The organism is Salinibacterium amurskyense, assembly GCF_002797685.1.
In the GTDB taxonomy this organism is placed as follows: Bacteria; Actinomycetota; Actinomycetes; order Actinomycetales; family Microbacteriaceae; genus Rhodoglobus; species Rhodoglobus amurskyensis.
Map to the genome: position 1 here is coordinate 542,779 of NZ_PGFH01000002.1, position 14,706 is coordinate 557,484.

At 62.7% G+C, this 14,706-nt stretch carries 16 protein-coding genes; 14 read left to right on the top strand and 2 right to left on the bottom strand.

Annotated features, from left to right (window positions below):
• The first annotated feature begins 32 nt into the window (after window positions 1–32).
• From CLV85_RS11715 to CLV85_RS11745, 7 genes are all read left to right on the top strand, one after another.
• The gene (locus tag CLV85_RS11715; RefSeq protein ID WP_100389795.1) at window positions 33–533 is read left to right on the top strand and encodes a MarR family winged helix-turn-helix transcriptional regulator; all 501 of its coding nucleotides are present in this window, start codon (window positions 33–35) and stop codon (window positions 531–533) included.
• A gap of 120 nt (window positions 534–653) precedes the next feature.
• The gene (locus tag CLV85_RS11720; RefSeq protein WP_100389796.1) at window positions 654–2,117 is read left to right on the top strand and encodes an aldehyde dehydrogenase; all 1,464 of its coding nucleotides are present in this window, start codon (window positions 654–656) and stop codon (window positions 2,115–2,117) included.
• A 2-nt stretch (window positions 2,118–2,119) separates the two neighbouring features.
• On the top strand, window positions 2,120–3,031 hold the full coding sequence (locus tag CLV85_RS11725) for a DODA-type extradiol aromatic ring-opening family dioxygenase (RefSeq protein ID WP_100389797.1): 912 nt from the start codon (window positions 2,120–2,122) through the stop codon (window positions 3,029–3,031).
• The gene (locus CLV85_RS11730; protein WP_100389798.1) at window positions 3,024–3,902 is read left to right on the top strand and encodes a fumarylacetoacetate hydrolase family protein; all 879 of its coding nucleotides are present in this window, start codon (window positions 3,024–3,026) and stop codon (window positions 3,900–3,902) included. The genes CLV85_RS11725 and CLV85_RS11730 overlap by 8 nt, the downstream gene beginning before the upstream one ends.
• A complete protein-coding gene (locus CLV85_RS11735) occupies window positions 3,899–4,090 on the top strand; it encodes a ferredoxin (protein WP_009774276.1) in 192 nt (63 codons plus the stop codon). The genes CLV85_RS11730 and CLV85_RS11735 overlap by 4 nt, the downstream gene beginning before the upstream one ends.
• Window positions 4,090–5,316 (top strand): NAD(P)/FAD-dependent oxidoreductase, encoded by a 1,227-nt coding sequence (locus tag CLV85_RS11740; RefSeq protein ID WP_100389799.1) that lies wholly within the window; start codon window positions 4,090–4,092, stop codon window positions 5,314–5,316. Before CLV85_RS11735 ends, CLV85_RS11740 begins: the two co-directional genes overlap by 1 nt.
• 56 nt (window positions 5,317–5,372) lie before the next feature.
• Entirely contained in the window at window positions 5,373–6,188 is an 816-nt protein-coding gene (locus CLV85_RS11745; RefSeq protein WP_100389800.1) for a carbon-nitrogen hydrolase family protein, read from the top strand.
• Here the strand turns inward: CLV85_RS11745 and CLV85_RS11750 are convergent.
• Complete coding sequence (locus CLV85_RS11750; protein WP_100389801.1) at window positions 6,185–6,448, bottom strand: helix-turn-helix domain-containing protein; 264 nt, start codon at window positions 6,446–6,448, stop codon at window positions 6,185–6,187. The genes CLV85_RS11745 and CLV85_RS11750 overlap by 4 nt on opposite strands.
• 68 nt (window positions 6,449–6,516) lie before the next feature.
• Between CLV85_RS11750 and map the strand changes: the two genes are divergently transcribed.
• A complete protein-coding gene (gene map, locus CLV85_RS11755; RefSeq protein ID WP_100389802.1) occupies window positions 6,517–7,287 on the top strand; it encodes a type I methionyl aminopeptidase in 771 nt (256 codons plus the stop codon).
• On the opposite strand, the gene CLV85_RS11760 is transcribed toward map, so the two are convergent.
• Window positions 7,284–8,486 carry an aminotransferase class I/II-fold pyridoxal phosphate-dependent enzyme gene (locus CLV85_RS11760; protein WP_100389803.1) on the bottom strand — a complete coding sequence of 401 codons (1,203 nt, stop codon included), beginning with the start codon at window positions 8,484–8,486 and terminating at the stop codon, window positions 7,284–7,286. The genes map and CLV85_RS11760 overlap by 4 nt on opposite strands.
• Window positions 8,487–8,580: 94 nt before the next feature.
• Between CLV85_RS11760 and CLV85_RS11765 the strand changes: the two genes are divergently transcribed.
• The 6 genes from CLV85_RS11765 to CLV85_RS11790 all read left to right on the top strand — a co-directional run bounded on the left by CLV85_RS11765 (window position 8,581) and on the right by CLV85_RS11790 (window position 14,536).
• Window positions 8,581–9,135, top strand: coding sequence for a hypothetical protein (locus tag CLV85_RS11765; protein ID WP_100389804.1), 555 nt, complete (start codon window positions 8,581–8,583; stop codon window positions 9,133–9,135).
• Between the two features lie 11 nt (window positions 9,136–9,146).
• Window positions 9,147–9,908, top strand: a complete 762-nt coding sequence (locus tag CLV85_RS13540; RefSeq protein WP_229820589.1) for a PKD domain-containing protein — start codon at window positions 9,147–9,149, stop codon at window positions 9,906–9,908.
• 160 nt (window positions 9,909–10,068) lie between these two features.
• Window positions 10,069–11,691 carry a S1C family serine protease gene (locus CLV85_RS11775; RefSeq protein WP_205030380.1) on the top strand — a complete coding sequence of 541 codons (1,623 nt, stop codon included), beginning with the start codon at window positions 10,069–10,071 and terminating at the stop codon, window positions 11,689–11,691.
• 130 nt (window positions 11,692–11,821) lie between these two features.
• Entirely contained in the window at window positions 11,822–12,850 is a 1,029-nt protein-coding gene (locus tag CLV85_RS11780) for a glycosyltransferase family 2 protein (RefSeq protein WP_100389805.1), read from the top strand.
• 4 nt (window positions 12,851–12,854) lie between these two features.
• On the top strand, window positions 12,855–13,673 hold the full coding sequence (locus CLV85_RS11785; RefSeq protein ID WP_100389806.1) for a CDP-alcohol phosphatidyltransferase family protein: 819 nt from the start codon (window positions 12,855–12,857) through the stop codon (window positions 13,671–13,673).
• Complete coding sequence (locus CLV85_RS11790) at window positions 13,670–14,536, top strand: glycosyltransferase family 2 protein (protein ID WP_100389807.1); 867 nt, start codon at window positions 13,670–13,672, stop codon at window positions 14,534–14,536. Before CLV85_RS11785 ends, CLV85_RS11790 begins: the two co-directional genes overlap by 4 nt.
• Window positions 14,537–14,706: the final 170 nt, after the last annotated feature.

Here is a 14,706-nt window from a genome sequence, read left to right on the forward strand (position 1 = left end):
ACCGCAGCTAAATGCGAGCGAGGGGACCCTCCGTGGCCGGACCACACACACTGACTGAAACCGAGCGCCAGGTGCAGGCGAGAGTCGGCGGCCTGCCGCTCGACTACTCCGCGATGGCTGTTGCGTCGAATCTGTTTCGTGCCGCTAACGCCGTGCGTAACCATTTCGAGCGCACCGTGCTCTCAGAGCACAACCTGTCGTGGACGGCATTCGTGGTGTTGTGGGTTACGTGGATCTGGGAGCCCATCGAAACTCGTCAAATTGCACTCGAGGGCGGATTCTCTAAAGCCACTCTCACGGGAGTGCTCACGACGCTCGAACGCCGCGGTTGGTTGACGCGCGAGCGCAGCGATACTGATGGTCGTCTTGTTGTTGTGAAGCTCACCGATCGTGGTCGCGAACTCATGACCGAGTTGTTCCCGGCCTTCAACCTGCAAGAGCAGGCAGTGACGGGCCCGGTTGATCCCGAACGCCGCGAGGAGCTGGCTGAGATGCTGCGCCTCATCACGGCCGGCGTTGAGCCCAAGCCCTAGGTAATTCACATTTTTTAGTGGTCTGTTGTCCTCAATGCTTGTTTGGGGTCTAATCACTCGCTAAGGTAAGTCATTAGCATCCGAATGACTTAACGGCGAGCGATTCGAGACGGGACAACTATGACCAACGTTAAAGTAGCCGGAGTGACCGTCGATACGCGGCACTTCATCAATGGAGAACGCGTCGCCTCAGACGAGACGTTCACCAACACGTCACCGATCGACGCCAGCCCCCTCGGAGAAATCTCCCGCGGCGGTCAGCGCGAAGTCGACATGGCTGTCGCTGCCGCTCGTGCAGCATTCCCCGGATGGGCTGCCACGAGCCCGAAAGACCGTGCAGCCATCATGCACAAGATCGCCGACCTCGTTGAAGAGCGCGTCTCCGAGCTCGCCAACGTTGAGACGATGGACAACGGCGCGCTCCTGCGCAGCCACCTGCGCGGCGTGATGCCGCGAGTGGCCCACAACTTCCGGTTCTTCGCCGACTATCTCGTGAACGACCTCGGGCATCCGGACTTCGAAACTCGCGGCCACAACAACCACGTCTCGTGGGACCCCTCGGGAGTCGCCGCTCTCATCACGCCGTGGAACGCGCCGCTCATGCTCGCCACCTGGAAGATCGCTCCGGCGCTCGCCGCGGGCGACACGGTCGTGCTCAAGCCGGCCGAGTGGACGCCGCTCACGGCATCCCTCTTCGCCGACATCACCGCTGAAGCGGGCCTTCCTGCCGGTGTCTTCAACGTTGTGCAGGGTTACGGCAAAGAAGCGGGCGCTTCGCTCGTTGCTCACCCCGACCTCAGCCGCATCTCGTTCACCGGTTCGGTGCCGACGGCCAAGTCGATCGCTCGTGCCGCCGCCGACAACCTCACCCCCTGCAGCTTCGAACTCGGGGGCAAGAGCCCGTGCATCGTCATGGAAGACGCCGACCTCGAGCTCGCCGCAACTCTCGCGGTCGAGCAGTACGACAACGCTGGCCAGGTCTGCCTCTCCGGTACCCGCATCCTCGTTCACGAGAACATTGCGGATGCCTTTGCCGAAGCCTTCAAAGCCAAGGTTGCGACCCTGCGCCAAGGCGACCCTCGCGACATCGAGACCGACATCGGGCCGCAGGTTCACCGCGTGCACTTCGAACGCATCAAGGGATTTGTTGATCGCGCGAAAGACGGCGGAGCCAACATCGTTTTCGGTGGCGAGCCGAACGCAGAGCTTGGTGGGCTCTACTTCTCGCCGACTCTCGTCAAGAACCCCGAGGTCGACAGCGAAATCGTCACCCAGGAGGTCTTCGGGCCGGTGCTCACGATGCAGACCTTCACAACGGATGACGAACTCGTCGCCATGGCGAACGGCACCGAGTTTGGCCTCGCCGCCATTCTCGTCTCGGGCAACCGCGAGCACGCTGACGTTATCGCCAAGCAGCTCGTCGCCGGCACGATCTGGGTCAACTGCTTCTTCGTGCGTGACTTGCGGGCACCTTTCGGCGGTTCCAAGAAGTCGGGTGTTGGTCGCGAGGGTGGCACGTGGTCGTTTGATTTCTACGCAGATGTAAAGAACACGGTGGTTTCACCGAACGGATGGAAGGAATAGTCATGGGAGAAGTAGTTGGCGCTGGGCTGATCGCCCACGTACCTACAATCATGTTGCCCAAAGAGATCCGTATGGAGCTCAATGAGGGCAAGGACTCAACGCTCGTTGAAGGCCTCGAACGACTCCGCAAGGACTACTTCGAGAATGACGACTACGACACTGTTGTCGTGCTCGACAGCCACTGGGCGACCACGGTTGAATTCGTCGTCACGGCGCACGAGCGTCGCCACGGCAAGTTCACGTCAGAAGAACTGCCCCGCGGAATGAGCGGGGTGCCGTACGACTTCATCGGCGACCCCGAGCTCGCGAAACTCATGGGGGAGCAGGCCGAAAAGAACGGTACCTGGATCACCCCGATCGACGACGAGTACCTGCCGATCATGTACGCCACGATCAACCTGTGGGAGTACCTCGGCAAGGGTCTTCCTGACAAGAAGTGGGTCAGCGTTTCCATCTGCCAGACCGCGACCGATGAGGACTTCCTTCGGGCGGGTCGTGCCATTGGCGAAGCGATTGCCAAGAGTGATCGCCGCGTCATCCTCCTCGCTTCTGGTGCGCTCTCGCACACGTTCTACAAGCTGCGCGATCTGCGCAAGCACGAGATGGCTGATCCGGCCCACATTTTCTCGGATGCTGCCCGCGAGGCAGACTACGAACGTCTCGACTGGTTCAAGGCCGGCGACCACGCTCAGGTGCTGGAGACCATGCCCGCGTTCCAGAAGGTGCGCCCCGAGGCCATGTTTGGCCACTGGCTCATGACCGCGGGTGCGATCGGCGAAGAAGCCTGCACCGCCCCCGGCGTGATGTACAGCGAGTACGAAAATTCGATCGGCACCGGTCAGGTGCACGTATGGTTCCCGAAGCCCGAAGGTGGCTTCCCGGCAGCAAAGGATGTGGTCCTTTCTCGTGACTGAGTTCCGCAGAGTACTTCTTGATGGATACCCGACGCAGGTAACGCGTCACGGTGACGTTCTCGTCGCCGGTGATGGCCGAGAGGTGGGAGTCGACGAGGCAATTCACCTGCCGCCGACCGAGCCGAGCAAGATCATCGCCGTGCACTTGAACTACGCCAGCCGCACCGAAGAGTTCATGACAAAGCTGCCCGCTGCGCCGACTTACTTTCAGAAGCCGGTCACCGCGCTCAACACTCACAAGGGGGATGTTGTGCGGCCCGAGGGCTGCAAGTGGTTGAACTTCGAGGGTGAGATCGTCATCGTGATCGGCCGCACGTGCCGCAATGTTTCGCCCGACCAGGCCAGCGACTACATCGCCGGCTACTCGATCGGTAACGACTACGGTCTGCACGATTTCCGCGACACGGATGCCGGTTCCATGCTTCGCGTCAAGGGCAGCGACACGCTCGCTCCTGTTGGCCCCGGCCTCGTGACGGATTGGGATTTCCGCGGCAAGCAGTTGCGCACCATCGTCAACGGTGAAGTCAAGCAAGACGACAACACCGACAACATGGAGTGGGACATGAACTACCTCGTGGCCGATATTGCTCGCACGATCACGTTGAGCCCCGGCGACATGCTGTTCTCGGGAACGCCCGCGTTCTCGCGTCCGGTTCAGCCTGGCGACGTTGTTGAGGTCGAAGTTGAAGGTCTGGGCAAGCTGACGAACCGTATCGTTACGGGTCCGACTGCGATCCGCACCGACGTGGGGGCACAGCCCACAGAGTCTGAAGAGGTAATGTCGACGGCAATGGGTGGCGACTGGGAGTTCCGAGGAATTCGGACCCCGTCGAAGGATCTCTACCCATCGAAGATTGAGGAAAAGCGATGATCAAAATCGAAGTCGACATGAACCAGTGCCAGCACTATGGCCAGTGTGTGTTTGAGGCACCCGACAACTTCAAGCTCAACGATGACGACAAGCTCGAGTACGTGGCCGAAGCGCCCGACTCGGAGCGCGACAACATCGAAGCCGCTGTTGATGTATGCCCGATGCAGGCCATCCGAATCGTCGAATAGTGTCTGAGGCTAACCCCGCCGCACCGGTCGTTATTGTCGGTGCGGCGATGGGTGGGCTGCGCGCGGCGGAGTCTCTTCGCCGTTCGGGCTACACCGGCGCTATCCGCGTGGTTGGTGAAGAACTTCACGCGCCTTATAACCGTCCACCCCTCTCTAAAGAGGTGTTGGCCAGCGATGTAACCCACGAGGCTGTGGCGTTCCCGTCGCGTGCCGAAATGGGCGACGTCGAATGGATGCTCGGGGTGCGGGCAACTGCGGTCGATCTCGATGCGCACACTCTCACCACCGACGATGGGTCTGTGCAGGAGTGGCGTGCCCTGGTTATCGCGACGGGCCTGCGCGCTCGCCGCTTGGATTTTGCCCCGATTGCCGGGCGTCACGTTGTCCGTTCGCTGGATGACGCGATGGCTCTGCGCGCCGAACTCACCGAGGGTGCGCGCGTTGTGGTCGTCGGCTCAGGCTTCTTAGGCTGTGAACTGAGCGCCACCGCTCGCAAGCTCGGCTGCGAAGTCACCATTGTGACGCCGAGTGCCGAGCCCATGATGCGTCCGTTGGGTGACCTCGTCGCGAAGGAAATGCGTCGTCGACTCACCGATGAGGGCGTAGAGATTTTCTCCGGTGTGACTGTTGCGGCGATCAACGGCGAGGCTGCGGTCGAGTCTGTTGAGCTGAGCGATGGCCGCGTTATTGAGGCCGATGTCGTGATTGAGTCTGTTGGCTCGCACTGCAACATCGAGTGGCTTGAGGGAACGAACCTCGACGTCGCGGACGGAGTGCTCGCTGACAACGCGATGCGCGCTGTCACGACCGACGGTCGTGCTCTCGATGACGTCTACGTTGTGGGCGATATCGCTCGCTTCCCGAACCCCATGTTCGATAACGTTGCCCGTCGAATCGAGCACTGGAACATCCCCACCGACACCGGCAAGCGTGCGGGCGCCGTGCTCGCAGCGCACCTCGCCGACGACGGATCCTTCGCCGATGTGGTGGCGAAGCCTTTCGCTCCGATGCCGTCGTTCTGGTCGAACCAGTTCGAGATCAAACTGCAGGCCTACGGTCTGTTGGGCTTGGTGTCGGATGACGACATCCGCGTGCTTGAGGGAGACCTCAGCGACCAGGCTGCCGTGGGTTACTACCGCGAGGGCCGTCTCGTAGGCGTACTCGGAATTGGCATGAAGGCCGCGCTGCTGCCGTATCGCAAGCAGATTGCGGAGGGCGGCGCGTAGCCGTATTCACACCGTTGTCTCTGGGCAGTGGAGAAGCGGGGTCGTAGGCTGGCCTTATGACTCCCGCTTCGACTATCGCCGTTGCCCAGTTCGTTCCTGGCCATGATCGCGATGAGAACATCGCGCAGATCACCGAGCTCGCTGAGCGCGCCGTTGAGCGTGGCGCGAGTTTTGTGATCTTTCCGGAGTACTCGTCGTACTTCACCGCCACGATGGGCGAAGACTGGGTCACCGCCGCCGAGCCCCTCGACGGCCCTTTCGTGCAGGCGTTGACCTCGCTCGCCCAGCGCTTGCGGATTCATGTCGCTGCGGGAATGTTGCAGTCGAGTGAGGAAGATAACCGCTTCTGGAACACCCTCGTCGCGATTGCTCCCACCGGTGCGATCGTCGCGACTTACAGCAAACAGCACCTCTACGACGCGTTCGGTCAGCGTGAATCCGACTGGGTCATTCCCGGGTCGATTGCGGCGCCGCAGACCTTCGCGTGGGAGGGCTTCACCGTCGGTTTGCAGACTTGCTACGACATCCGTTTTCCGGAGGTGTCACGCCGGTTGGTGGATGCCGGGGCCAACCTCATTGTGGTGCCAGCCGAGTGGGTGCGTGGTCCGCTCAAGGAGTACCACTGGCGCACGCTGCTCACGGCGCGGGCGATCGAGAACACCGTCTTTGTGGCGGCGGCTGACCACGCCCCGCCGATCGGTGTCGGCAACAGCATGGTCGTCGACCCGATGGGGGTGGAGCTCGTGACGATTGGGGAGCGCACGGATGTCGCTGTCGCTCACATCGAGCACGCTCGCCTTGACGAGGTGCGGGCGACCAACCCGGCGCTATCGTTACGTCGCTATGGAGTGCACCCGCTCGAGGAGCGTTAGGCCGAGCGCCGCTGTTCCGGCTCCCGAACTTCGGCCCAGACCTCATCCAGAGAAAGCCCAATAGCGTCGGCGACGGCCGCGATGGTGGGGAATGCTGGGGTCGCGATGCGTCCCGTCTCGATCTTGCGCAGTGTTTCCGGTGAGATGCCGGCGGCAAGAGCGGTGTCGAGGATCGATCGTGCGCCTCGACCGCGCCTGAGCGCCATACCGAGGCGTTTTCCGCGGTCGACTTCAGAGGGGGAGAGCGGCAATCGGACCATGCGCCGATTCTATACCGGGATAATATGGCCGGTATAGTTATTCGAAATGTTCTGGTGTGGAGGCTTCAATGATCGAAATTCTTAGCCCCGGAGAATTGCTTCGTGCGCGGGAGACAGGGGCTCTGGTCGCCCAGATCTTGCAGACGTTGAAAGGTCGAGCGAAGGTCGGCACCAATCTGCTCGAAATTGACCGTTGGGCTCAGTCGATGATCCTGGAGGTCGGGGCCACCTCGTGCTACGTCGACTACGCCCCGTCGTTTGGGCGCGGTCCGTTCGGGCACTACATCTGCACGGCCGTGAACGACGCAGTACTTCATGGGCTGCCCCACGACTATGCGCTCGCGGAGGGTGACCTTCTCACTCTTGACCTTGCGGTCATTCTCGACGGCGTCGCGGCAGACTCGGCGATCAGTTTCGTGGTCGGGGAGTCGCAGGCCGCCGAGAGCTTCGCATTGATCGATGTCACGCAGCGGGCTCTAGTTGAGGGCATTGCCGTTGCGCGACCGGGCAATCGCATCGGCGATATTTCACACGCTATCGGTGCGGTACTGAGCGAGGCCGGGTATCCCATCAACATGGAGTTCGGCGGTCACGGCATCGGCTCCACGATGCATCAGGATCCTCACGTTGCCAACGATGGGCGACCAGGTCGGGGCTTCCCGCTTCGCGCAGGAATGCTCCTGGCGCTCGAGCCATGGGTGATGGCCGACACTGACGAACTCGTGACGGATGCCGATGGTTGGACTTTGCGTAGCGCTACCGGTTGCCGCACTGCCCACAGCGAGCACACGATCGCGATCACCGACGATGGTGCAGAAATCTTGACCGTCGCTCGCTAGTTGCGCAGCTTCATCCCCGAAAGCTGAGCTGCGGCACGATCGAGTACGTCGGGCTTCTTGCAGTAGGCGAAGCGGATGAGCGTGTTGTAGTCGCCGTGGTTTGCCGGATGCACGAATGCAGTTACGGGGATTCCGACGACTCCGCTGATCTCGGGAAGGATGCGGCAGAAATCTGCAGCGTCCGTGACTCCCAGTGGTGCGGCATCCGCAATGATGAAGTAGCCGGCCTGAGGCGTGGTGACGTCGAAACCTGCACTGCGCAGCCCGGCGCCGAGGGTGTCGCGTTTGCGGGCGAGGCCGCTGGCAAGGTCGGTGAAGTAGCTATCGGGCAGCCCGAGTCCGGTCGCAATGCCTACTTGTAGCGGTGCACCATTCACGTAGGTGAGGTACTGCTTCACGGCCATAATGGCCTGCAGGATGGGCTGGGGTGCGGTGATCCAGCCGATCTTCCACCCGGTGGTGTTGAACGTCTTGCCGCCGCTGGAGATGCTGATCGTTCGCTCGAATGCCCCGGGAAGGCTCGCGACAGGAATGTGTTCGTGGCCAAAGGTGATGTGTTCGTACACTTCGTCGGTCACGATGAGCGCGTCGTGTTTGTGGGCGAGCTCGACGATTAGTTCGAGCGTCGCCCGATCGAGCACACTGCCGGTGGGGTTGTGCGGACTGTTGAGGATGATGAGGCGAGTGCGCCCGCTGAAGGCGGCCCGGATGTCGTCATGGTCGGGCTGGAAGCTGGGGGAGCGCAGCGGCACCGTGACATGGGTGGCGCGCGCGTAGTTGATCATGGCCCCGTAAGCGTCGTAGAACGGCTCAAGGGTGATGACCTCGTCGCCTTCGCTCGTGAGGGCGAGAATCGTCGCGGCGAGGGCTTCGGTAGCTCCGGCGGTCGCGAGCACTTCGGTGTCGGGATCAACGTAGATGCCGTAGAACCGCTGCTGGTGCTCGGCGATCGCGTTGCGCAACACGGGGAGCCCGTTGCCGGGCGGGTACTGGTTGGTGCCGTCGCTGATGGCCTTGCGGGCGGCATCCAACACTTCAATGGGGCCGTCTTCATCGGGAAAGCCCTGGCCCAGGTTGATAGCGCCGCTGGTGACGGCGAGGGCCGACATTTCGGCAAAGATTGTTTGGCTCAGCTGCCCATCGGCGCCGAGCAGCATGGCGCCATTGGCGGCGCGTTCCCAAGATCCGGTGACTGTCATCGTGCGCCAAGCCTAACTACTTGCGGTGCCGGATGCCGCGTCTGGTTGTGGAAAGTTGAGGGCCTGAACCGTGTCGGGTGTTTAGCGTCGTTGTATGCGGCTACCGAACCTCGTACGCGCCTCGGTTGGCGTGCTCCTCTTAGTTGTACTGAGCGGATGCACGCCCTCCGATGCCATCACCTCACCCGAACCCACCGCAACCTTCGTTGCCCCCTACGCGACCGACGAAGAGGCGCTCGCCGCGGCCGAAGCGGCCTATGCGGAGTATGTGCAGTTGTCTGCGGAAATTCTGCGAGACGGCGGTAGGGAACCTGAACGCATTCTGCCAATTGTCACGGGTGAATTTACCGAGACGAACCTCGCGGACTTTGCCGCATTTCGTGATGGAGAGCGACGTAGTACCGGCCAAGCAACGTTCGATGGCGTTGAATTGCAACGTTATTCATCTGGCGGCGGCTATATCGAGCTTGTGTCGATCTACGTTTGCCATGACGTTAGTGGCGTCGATGTGCTCGACGCGAACGGTGCTTCAGTTGTACTCGCCGACAGACTGGAGCGGATCTTTATGGTCGTGACGTTCGATTATGACCCTGCAGATAGCCAGCTCAAGCTTTCGAGTCGTGAGCCCTGGGAGCAGCGGGAGTGCTAGGGGCGCTCAGCATGCACGCTGCTTTCGTGCTCCTCTTGGCGGCTAGCGTGGTATCGGCGAGTGGCGGCGAAGGCGGGCTCAGCACTGGAGAAGGAACAACAGCGACTCCTCATACGGACACGGTCTCGGTGAGTGGCTCGCGCGACATTTCCGGAGGTAATAGCGGATCCGGCGGCGGCCTAGCGCTCCCTGTCAGCGGCGGCGAGGCGCAGACCGAAGACGAGAACTGGTGCATCATTCCGCGTGTTCCGTGCTTGATGCCGGAGCCCGCTGAGGTGGCCGCCGCGGGGCCCATCTCAATTTCAGACATCGCCACATTCCGCCCACAACCGCCGACCGCAGCGATGCAACCGAACCAGTGGATGATCGTCGGCCTCGACACCAACTTCTATGCCAACGCATCCACCCATGTGGTTGACGGCACCCTCTTCGGCGGCACCGCCCAAGTGCGATTCACGCCCGTTGGCTACAACTGGGACTATGGCGACGGCACCACCGCAAACCTCGGCAACGCTGGCACCACCTGGGCTAAATACAAGATCGCAGAATTCGATGCGACACCCACGAGCCACATCTACGATCAGCCCGGCGAATACACCATCACCCTCGCCGTCACCTACGCCGCCGAGTTCCGGGTAGCCGGAAGCAGTTGGCAAAACGTCGTCGGAACCCTCACCATCGTCGCCCCGCCACTCACCGCCACAGCAGGCCACGCCACCACCGTGCTCGTCGACCAAGACTGCAACGCAAACCCCACCGGCATCGGCTGCTAAACCCAACCTGAACGCCGCCCAACACAAAAACCGCACAAAGCCGGGAGTCCCGCCCCAAACACCCCAAATCCTCAGGTCAAGCGCGCAGCCAGCCCACAGGCGAACTAAATAGAATGCACAGGTTCGCGGTGGAGGCTAGCACCGCTGAAAGGAGCACACCATGACCGAGGTCCCCGAAGAACCCACCGCCAACAACACACCCGACAACAGCACCGCACCCAGCACCCCCGAAACCCCCGCTGCCACACCCACCGCAGCAAACACGGCAGAAACTGCCACCGGCGCCAACGACGCGCCCCCACACGTTTCCTCCACCGACGCAACAGACGCTGCCCCGGTCGAGACCCCGCCCGCCGCAGACACCGCCATCACCCCAGAAACTCCGCCAGCCTCGGCTGAAGCACCGGCCGAAGCGCCCGTCGCGGCAGCAGTCACCCCCGTCGACGCCGCCAACCCCACGGTGCACGCCGAAGCGGTAACTCACGACCACGCCACCGCTGCTCCCAGCGCTCCCGGAGCAGCCTTCGGAGCCGCCGCAACAGCAGCACCCGCTGAACCTGCCGCGCCGGCCAAAAAGCCTCGCCTCACCCTCGGTCTCGTCGCTGGCTTCGCGATCGTCGCTCTCCTCGGCGGAGCCTCCGGCGCCGGCGTCGCGCTTTGGGCTGTCGGCAACCAAGCCACGTCAGCAGTGAGCGGAACCGCGAGCCCCGCATCCATCACCGTCAACGACCCCGGTAACGCCACCCTCGTCACCTCCGTCGTAGCCAAAGCAGCCCCCGCCATCGTCACCATCAACGTGACCGGCCAGAACAGCGGCGGCAGTGGCTCAGGCGTCATCATCAGCGAAGACGGCAACGTCATCACCAACGCCCACGTCGTAACCCTCGACGGTGAAGTGGCCGACCCCAAGGTCACCGTCACCACCGCCGACGGACGACTGCTCTCCGCAACCGTCGTCGGGTTCGACCCGATCTCCGACATTGCCGTCATCAACATCGACGACGCAAGCGACATGCCGTTCATCAACATCGCGGACTCCAGCGAGCTCAACGTCGGTGACAGCACTGTCGCAATCGGCGCGCCCCTCGGCCTCTCCGGCACCGTCACCAGCGGAATCGTGAGCGCACTCAACCGCAGCATCACGATCGCATCGTCGGCTCTCCCCGAAGACCCCGAAATTAGCCCCGACGCACCCGACGACAGCGAAGCGCCCGACCTGTGGAACTTCGACCTCTTCGGAGAGAACGGTCAAGGCAACGGCCAAAGCTCCGCCACTCAAGCCAGCGTTGCTCTCGCGGTCATCCAAACCGACGCCGCTATCAACCCCGGCAACTCCGGTGGTGCACTGTTGAACTCCGATGGAGAACTTATCGGCATCAACGTGGCCATCGCTTCCTCGGGCGGTAACGAAGGCAGCATCGGTGTTGGCTTCGCAATCCCGTCCAACGTGGCCAGCCGCGTCGCTAACGAGATCCTCGAAACCGGAACGGCAACGCACGGCCTCCTCGGAGCATCCGTCGCTGACGTCACCGACGACCCCGCCCAGAGCGACGCCGAAGTAGTTGGCGCGAGCATCGTCGGCATCTCCGACGGTGGAGCAGCAGCGGATGCCGGACTCCAGATCGGCGACATCGTCACCGGCTTCGACGGACTACCCATCACCAACAAGACCGACCTCACCGCCCAGGTGCGGGCATACTCGGCCGGTGAAAGCGTTCCCCTGACCTACGTCCGAGACGGTAAGGGATACACCGTCGACGTGACCCTCGGTTCACTCCAGTAACCGAACCAACCACGCATGCGGCGTGCGCGGGCCTCAAAGCTCGTGCACGCCGCATACGTGTGTAACCGCCGCTGATCGCAAGCAACGCGATAAGCTCTACCGGACAACCCAGTCCTACGTATTGGAACCCATGGCAAAGAAGGCTCAAGCCCTCACTGGTGTGTCGTACGTGATGCCCGTACTCAACGAAGTTGAACACATCGAGGCAGCCGTCGACAGCCTCACAGCGCAGGACTACGAAGGACCCTTCGAAATCGTGCTCGCGCTCGGGCCAAGCGTTGACGGCACCAACGCCATCATCGATGAAATGGCGCGACTCGACCCGCGCATCCGTCACATCCCCAACGAACTAGGCTCAACTCCCGGCGGGCTCAATGCCGCCATCCGCGCCTCCACTCACCCCATCGTGGTTCGAGTAGACGCCCACTCCGTGCTGCCCACCAACTACACGCGCATCGCCGTCGAAACGCTCGAACGCACCGGAGCTGACAACGTCGGTGGCGTCATGAAGGCGCAAGGTCGCACGCCGTTTGAGCGCGCCGTCGCCCATGCCTACGGATCACCCGAGGGCCTCGGTGGCACGCAACACCACACCGGAGGCGACGAAGGCCCCGCCGACACCGCCTACCTCGGTGTCTTTCAACGCGACCGACTCGTTGAGGTTGGGCTCTTTGACGAAGACATCAAGCGCGGCCAAGACTGGGAACTCAACCGGCGACTTCGCGCCACCGGCGGCACCGTGTGGTTCACCCCCGAGCTCGAAGTTGTTTATCGCCCGCGCTCAAACCTGCGCAAGCTCATCCGTCAGTTCGTCGCTACGGGAATTTGGCGCGGTGAACTCGCACGACGCTTCGGCACCGCCAACTCGTTGCGCTACTTCGTGCCTCCACTCGCAGTGCTCGGAACCGCCGTCGGGCTCATCCTCGGCATTATCGGTAGCGTCACCGGCATCAACTGGCTAGCTATCGCCTACGCGGCCCCCGCCGTCTATGGCCTCTTCGTCGTTGCAGCAACCGCTGTTGCTACTGCACAGGAGGGGTTACGATCAGGTCTTTGGTATCTGATCGTGTTGCCGTGCATCCACTTCGGATGGGGCAGTGGGTTCATTCTCGGATTCCTGAAGCTCACGAAAAATATAACTGCGCAAACGGGAAGGTAACACCGTGTCCCCCCACACACCCTCGCAGCCCGCTGCGCGCCCCACCTCCATCGCTCAGCTGCGCGAAGTAACGCAACCTCCCGAGGTTCGACTCCGCGCCAACGCCGAGCACTGGACGGCGTCGCTGTACCTGCGCGACCTCTCTCCGTACCTGACTTGGATGCTCCTCAAGACGTCCATCAGCGCCAACGGCGTCACCGGGCTCATGATCCTCACCGGTTGGCTCACCGCCGCAGCACTCCTCATCCCCGGTTTCACCGGCGCTGCGCTCGCGCTGATCCTCGGCCAAATGCAGATGCTCGTCGACTGCAGCGATGGCGAAGTCGCGCGCTGGCGCAACACTCGCTCACCCGCCGGTGTCTTCCTCGACAAAGTGGGGCACTACAGCACCGAAGCCCTCATCCCGATCGCCTTGGGCATCCGAGCCGCTGGTTGGCCCCTCGACTTCCCGGCAGACTTCGCCTGGACAACGGCCGGGTTCGCGCTCGCGCTCATCATCGTGCTCAACAAAGCGCTCAACGACATGGTCCACGTCGCGCGCGCTAACGCTGGCCTCGAGAAACTCAGCGACCGCAAGGGCGAGGCCGAGCCGAGCCACAGCCTCGTCGCCAAGCTACGCCGCTTTGCCCGCTTCGTGCCGTTCCACCGCCTGTACCACTCGGTTGAACTCACGATGATCGCCTTCGCCACCGCCATCATTGCGCTCTTTGTGCCCGCAATGGCGGCAGAACGCACGGTGCTGCTCATTCTGCTTCCGCTGGCACTCCTCGCACTCGGCGGGCACTTCGTCGCCATCATGGCCTCCAAGCGCGTTCGCTCATGACCCACCGCGTTGGCGTTGTCTCGCTCAGCCAGGGCAAGCGCCCCGACGATCTGGCGCGCGGCCTCGCCTCGCTGCAGGCACAGCAAGGCGTAGAACTCGATGTGATTGTCGTCGGCAACGGCTGGCAGCCCAGTGGGCTTCCGGATGGCGTCCGCGGGCTTCACCTCGAATCCAACCTGGGCATTCCAGCGGGCCGCAATCGCGGAGTGGAGCATGTGCAAGGGGACTGGATCTTCTTTCTCGACGACGATGCCAGCATCCCGTCACCGACATTTCTCAGCGATGCGATCGCGATCATGCAGGCCGACCCCAGCATCGGACTCCTGCAGCCGCGCGTCGAAGACGCCGAGGGTAAAGAGAACCCGCGCCGCTGGATCCCACGCATCCGCAAAGGCGACTCCGCGCACCCCAGCGACGTCTTCTCCGTCTGGGAGGGTGCCGTTCTCATGCCGCGCCCGCTTTTCGACGACATCGGCGGCTGGGGCGACCCGTACTTCTATGCTCACGAGGGCATAGAGCTCGCTTGGCGCGTATGGGGCGCCGGTAAAAGGGCCTGGTACGCCGGAAACCTCGTGGCGAATCATCCCGCCATCGATCCCGCTCGTCACAGCTACTACTACCGCCTCAACGCACGCAATCGCATCTGGTTGGCTAAGCGCAACCTGCCCGTGCTACTGGTGCCCATCTACGTGGCCAGCTGGACGGCCATCCAAGTGCTGCGCTCGGCAAGGAACCCCGTGGGCATGCGTGCCTGGTGGGGCGGCTGGTTCGCCGGCTGGCGCGAAAATCCCGGCGGTCGTCGCAGCATCGGCTGGGCAACAGTGGGGCGGATGGCGCGTGCCGGTCGCCCTCCCGTGATCTAACCACCACCACCACCACACAGGCTTCGCTCGCGGCATCCGTCAATCGGCATGTCCGTCGCACCGCCCGCCCACGCACGGTTCCGCCTACGAGGACGCACCGCCCACCGCACCGCACCGCCCACGCAAAAGCGCGGCACCTCACCGAAGTGAAGTACCGCGCTTTCGTTAGT

Excerpts from the sequence above, each read along its gene's own strand:
- CLV85_RS11725 (WP_100389797.1), top strand. The coding sequence starts at position 2,120 with ATGGGAGAAGTAGTTGGCGCTGGGCTGATCGCCCACGTACCTACAATC.
- CLV85_RS11775 (WP_205030380.1), top strand. The coding sequence starts at position 10,069 with ATGACCGAGGTCCCCGAAGAACCCACCGCCAACAACACACCCGACAAC.
- CLV85_RS11735 (WP_009774276.1), top strand. The coding sequence starts at position 3,899 with ATGATCAAAATCGAAGTCGACATGAACCAGTGCCAGCACTATGGCCAG.
- CLV85_RS11720 (WP_100389796.1), top strand. The coding sequence starts at position 654 with ATGACCAACGTTAAAGTAGCCGGAGTGACCGTCGATACGCGGCACTTC.
- CLV85_RS11745 (WP_100389800.1), top strand. The coding sequence starts at position 5,373 with ATGACTCCCGCTTCGACTATCGCCGTTGCCCAGTTCGTTCCTGGCCAT.
- CLV85_RS13540 (WP_229820589.1), top strand. The coding sequence starts at position 9,147 with ATGCACGCTGCTTTCGTGCTCCTCTTGGCGGCTAGCGTGGTATCGGCG.
- map (WP_100389802.1), top strand. The coding sequence starts at position 6,517 with ATGATCGAAATTCTTAGCCCCGGAGAATTGCTTCGTGCGCGGGAGACA.
- CLV85_RS11780 (WP_100389805.1), top strand. The coding sequence starts at position 11,822 with ATGGCAAAGAAGGCTCAAGCCCTCACTGGTGTGTCGTACGTGATGCCC.
- CLV85_RS11750 (WP_100389801.1), bottom strand. The coding sequence starts at position 6,448 with ATGGTCCGATTGCCGCTCTCCCCCTCTGAAGTCGACCGCGGAAAACGC.
- CLV85_RS11765 (WP_100389804.1), top strand. The coding sequence starts at position 8,581 with ATGCGGCTACCGAACCTCGTACGCGCCTCGGTTGGCGTGCTCCTCTTA.
- CLV85_RS11760 (WP_100389803.1), bottom strand. The coding sequence starts at position 8,486 with ATGACAGTCACCGGATCTTGGGAACGCGCCGCCAATGGCGCCATGCTG.
- CLV85_RS11790 (WP_100389807.1), top strand. The coding sequence starts at position 13,670 with ATGACCCACCGCGTTGGCGTTGTCTCGCTCAGCCAGGGCAAGCGCCCC.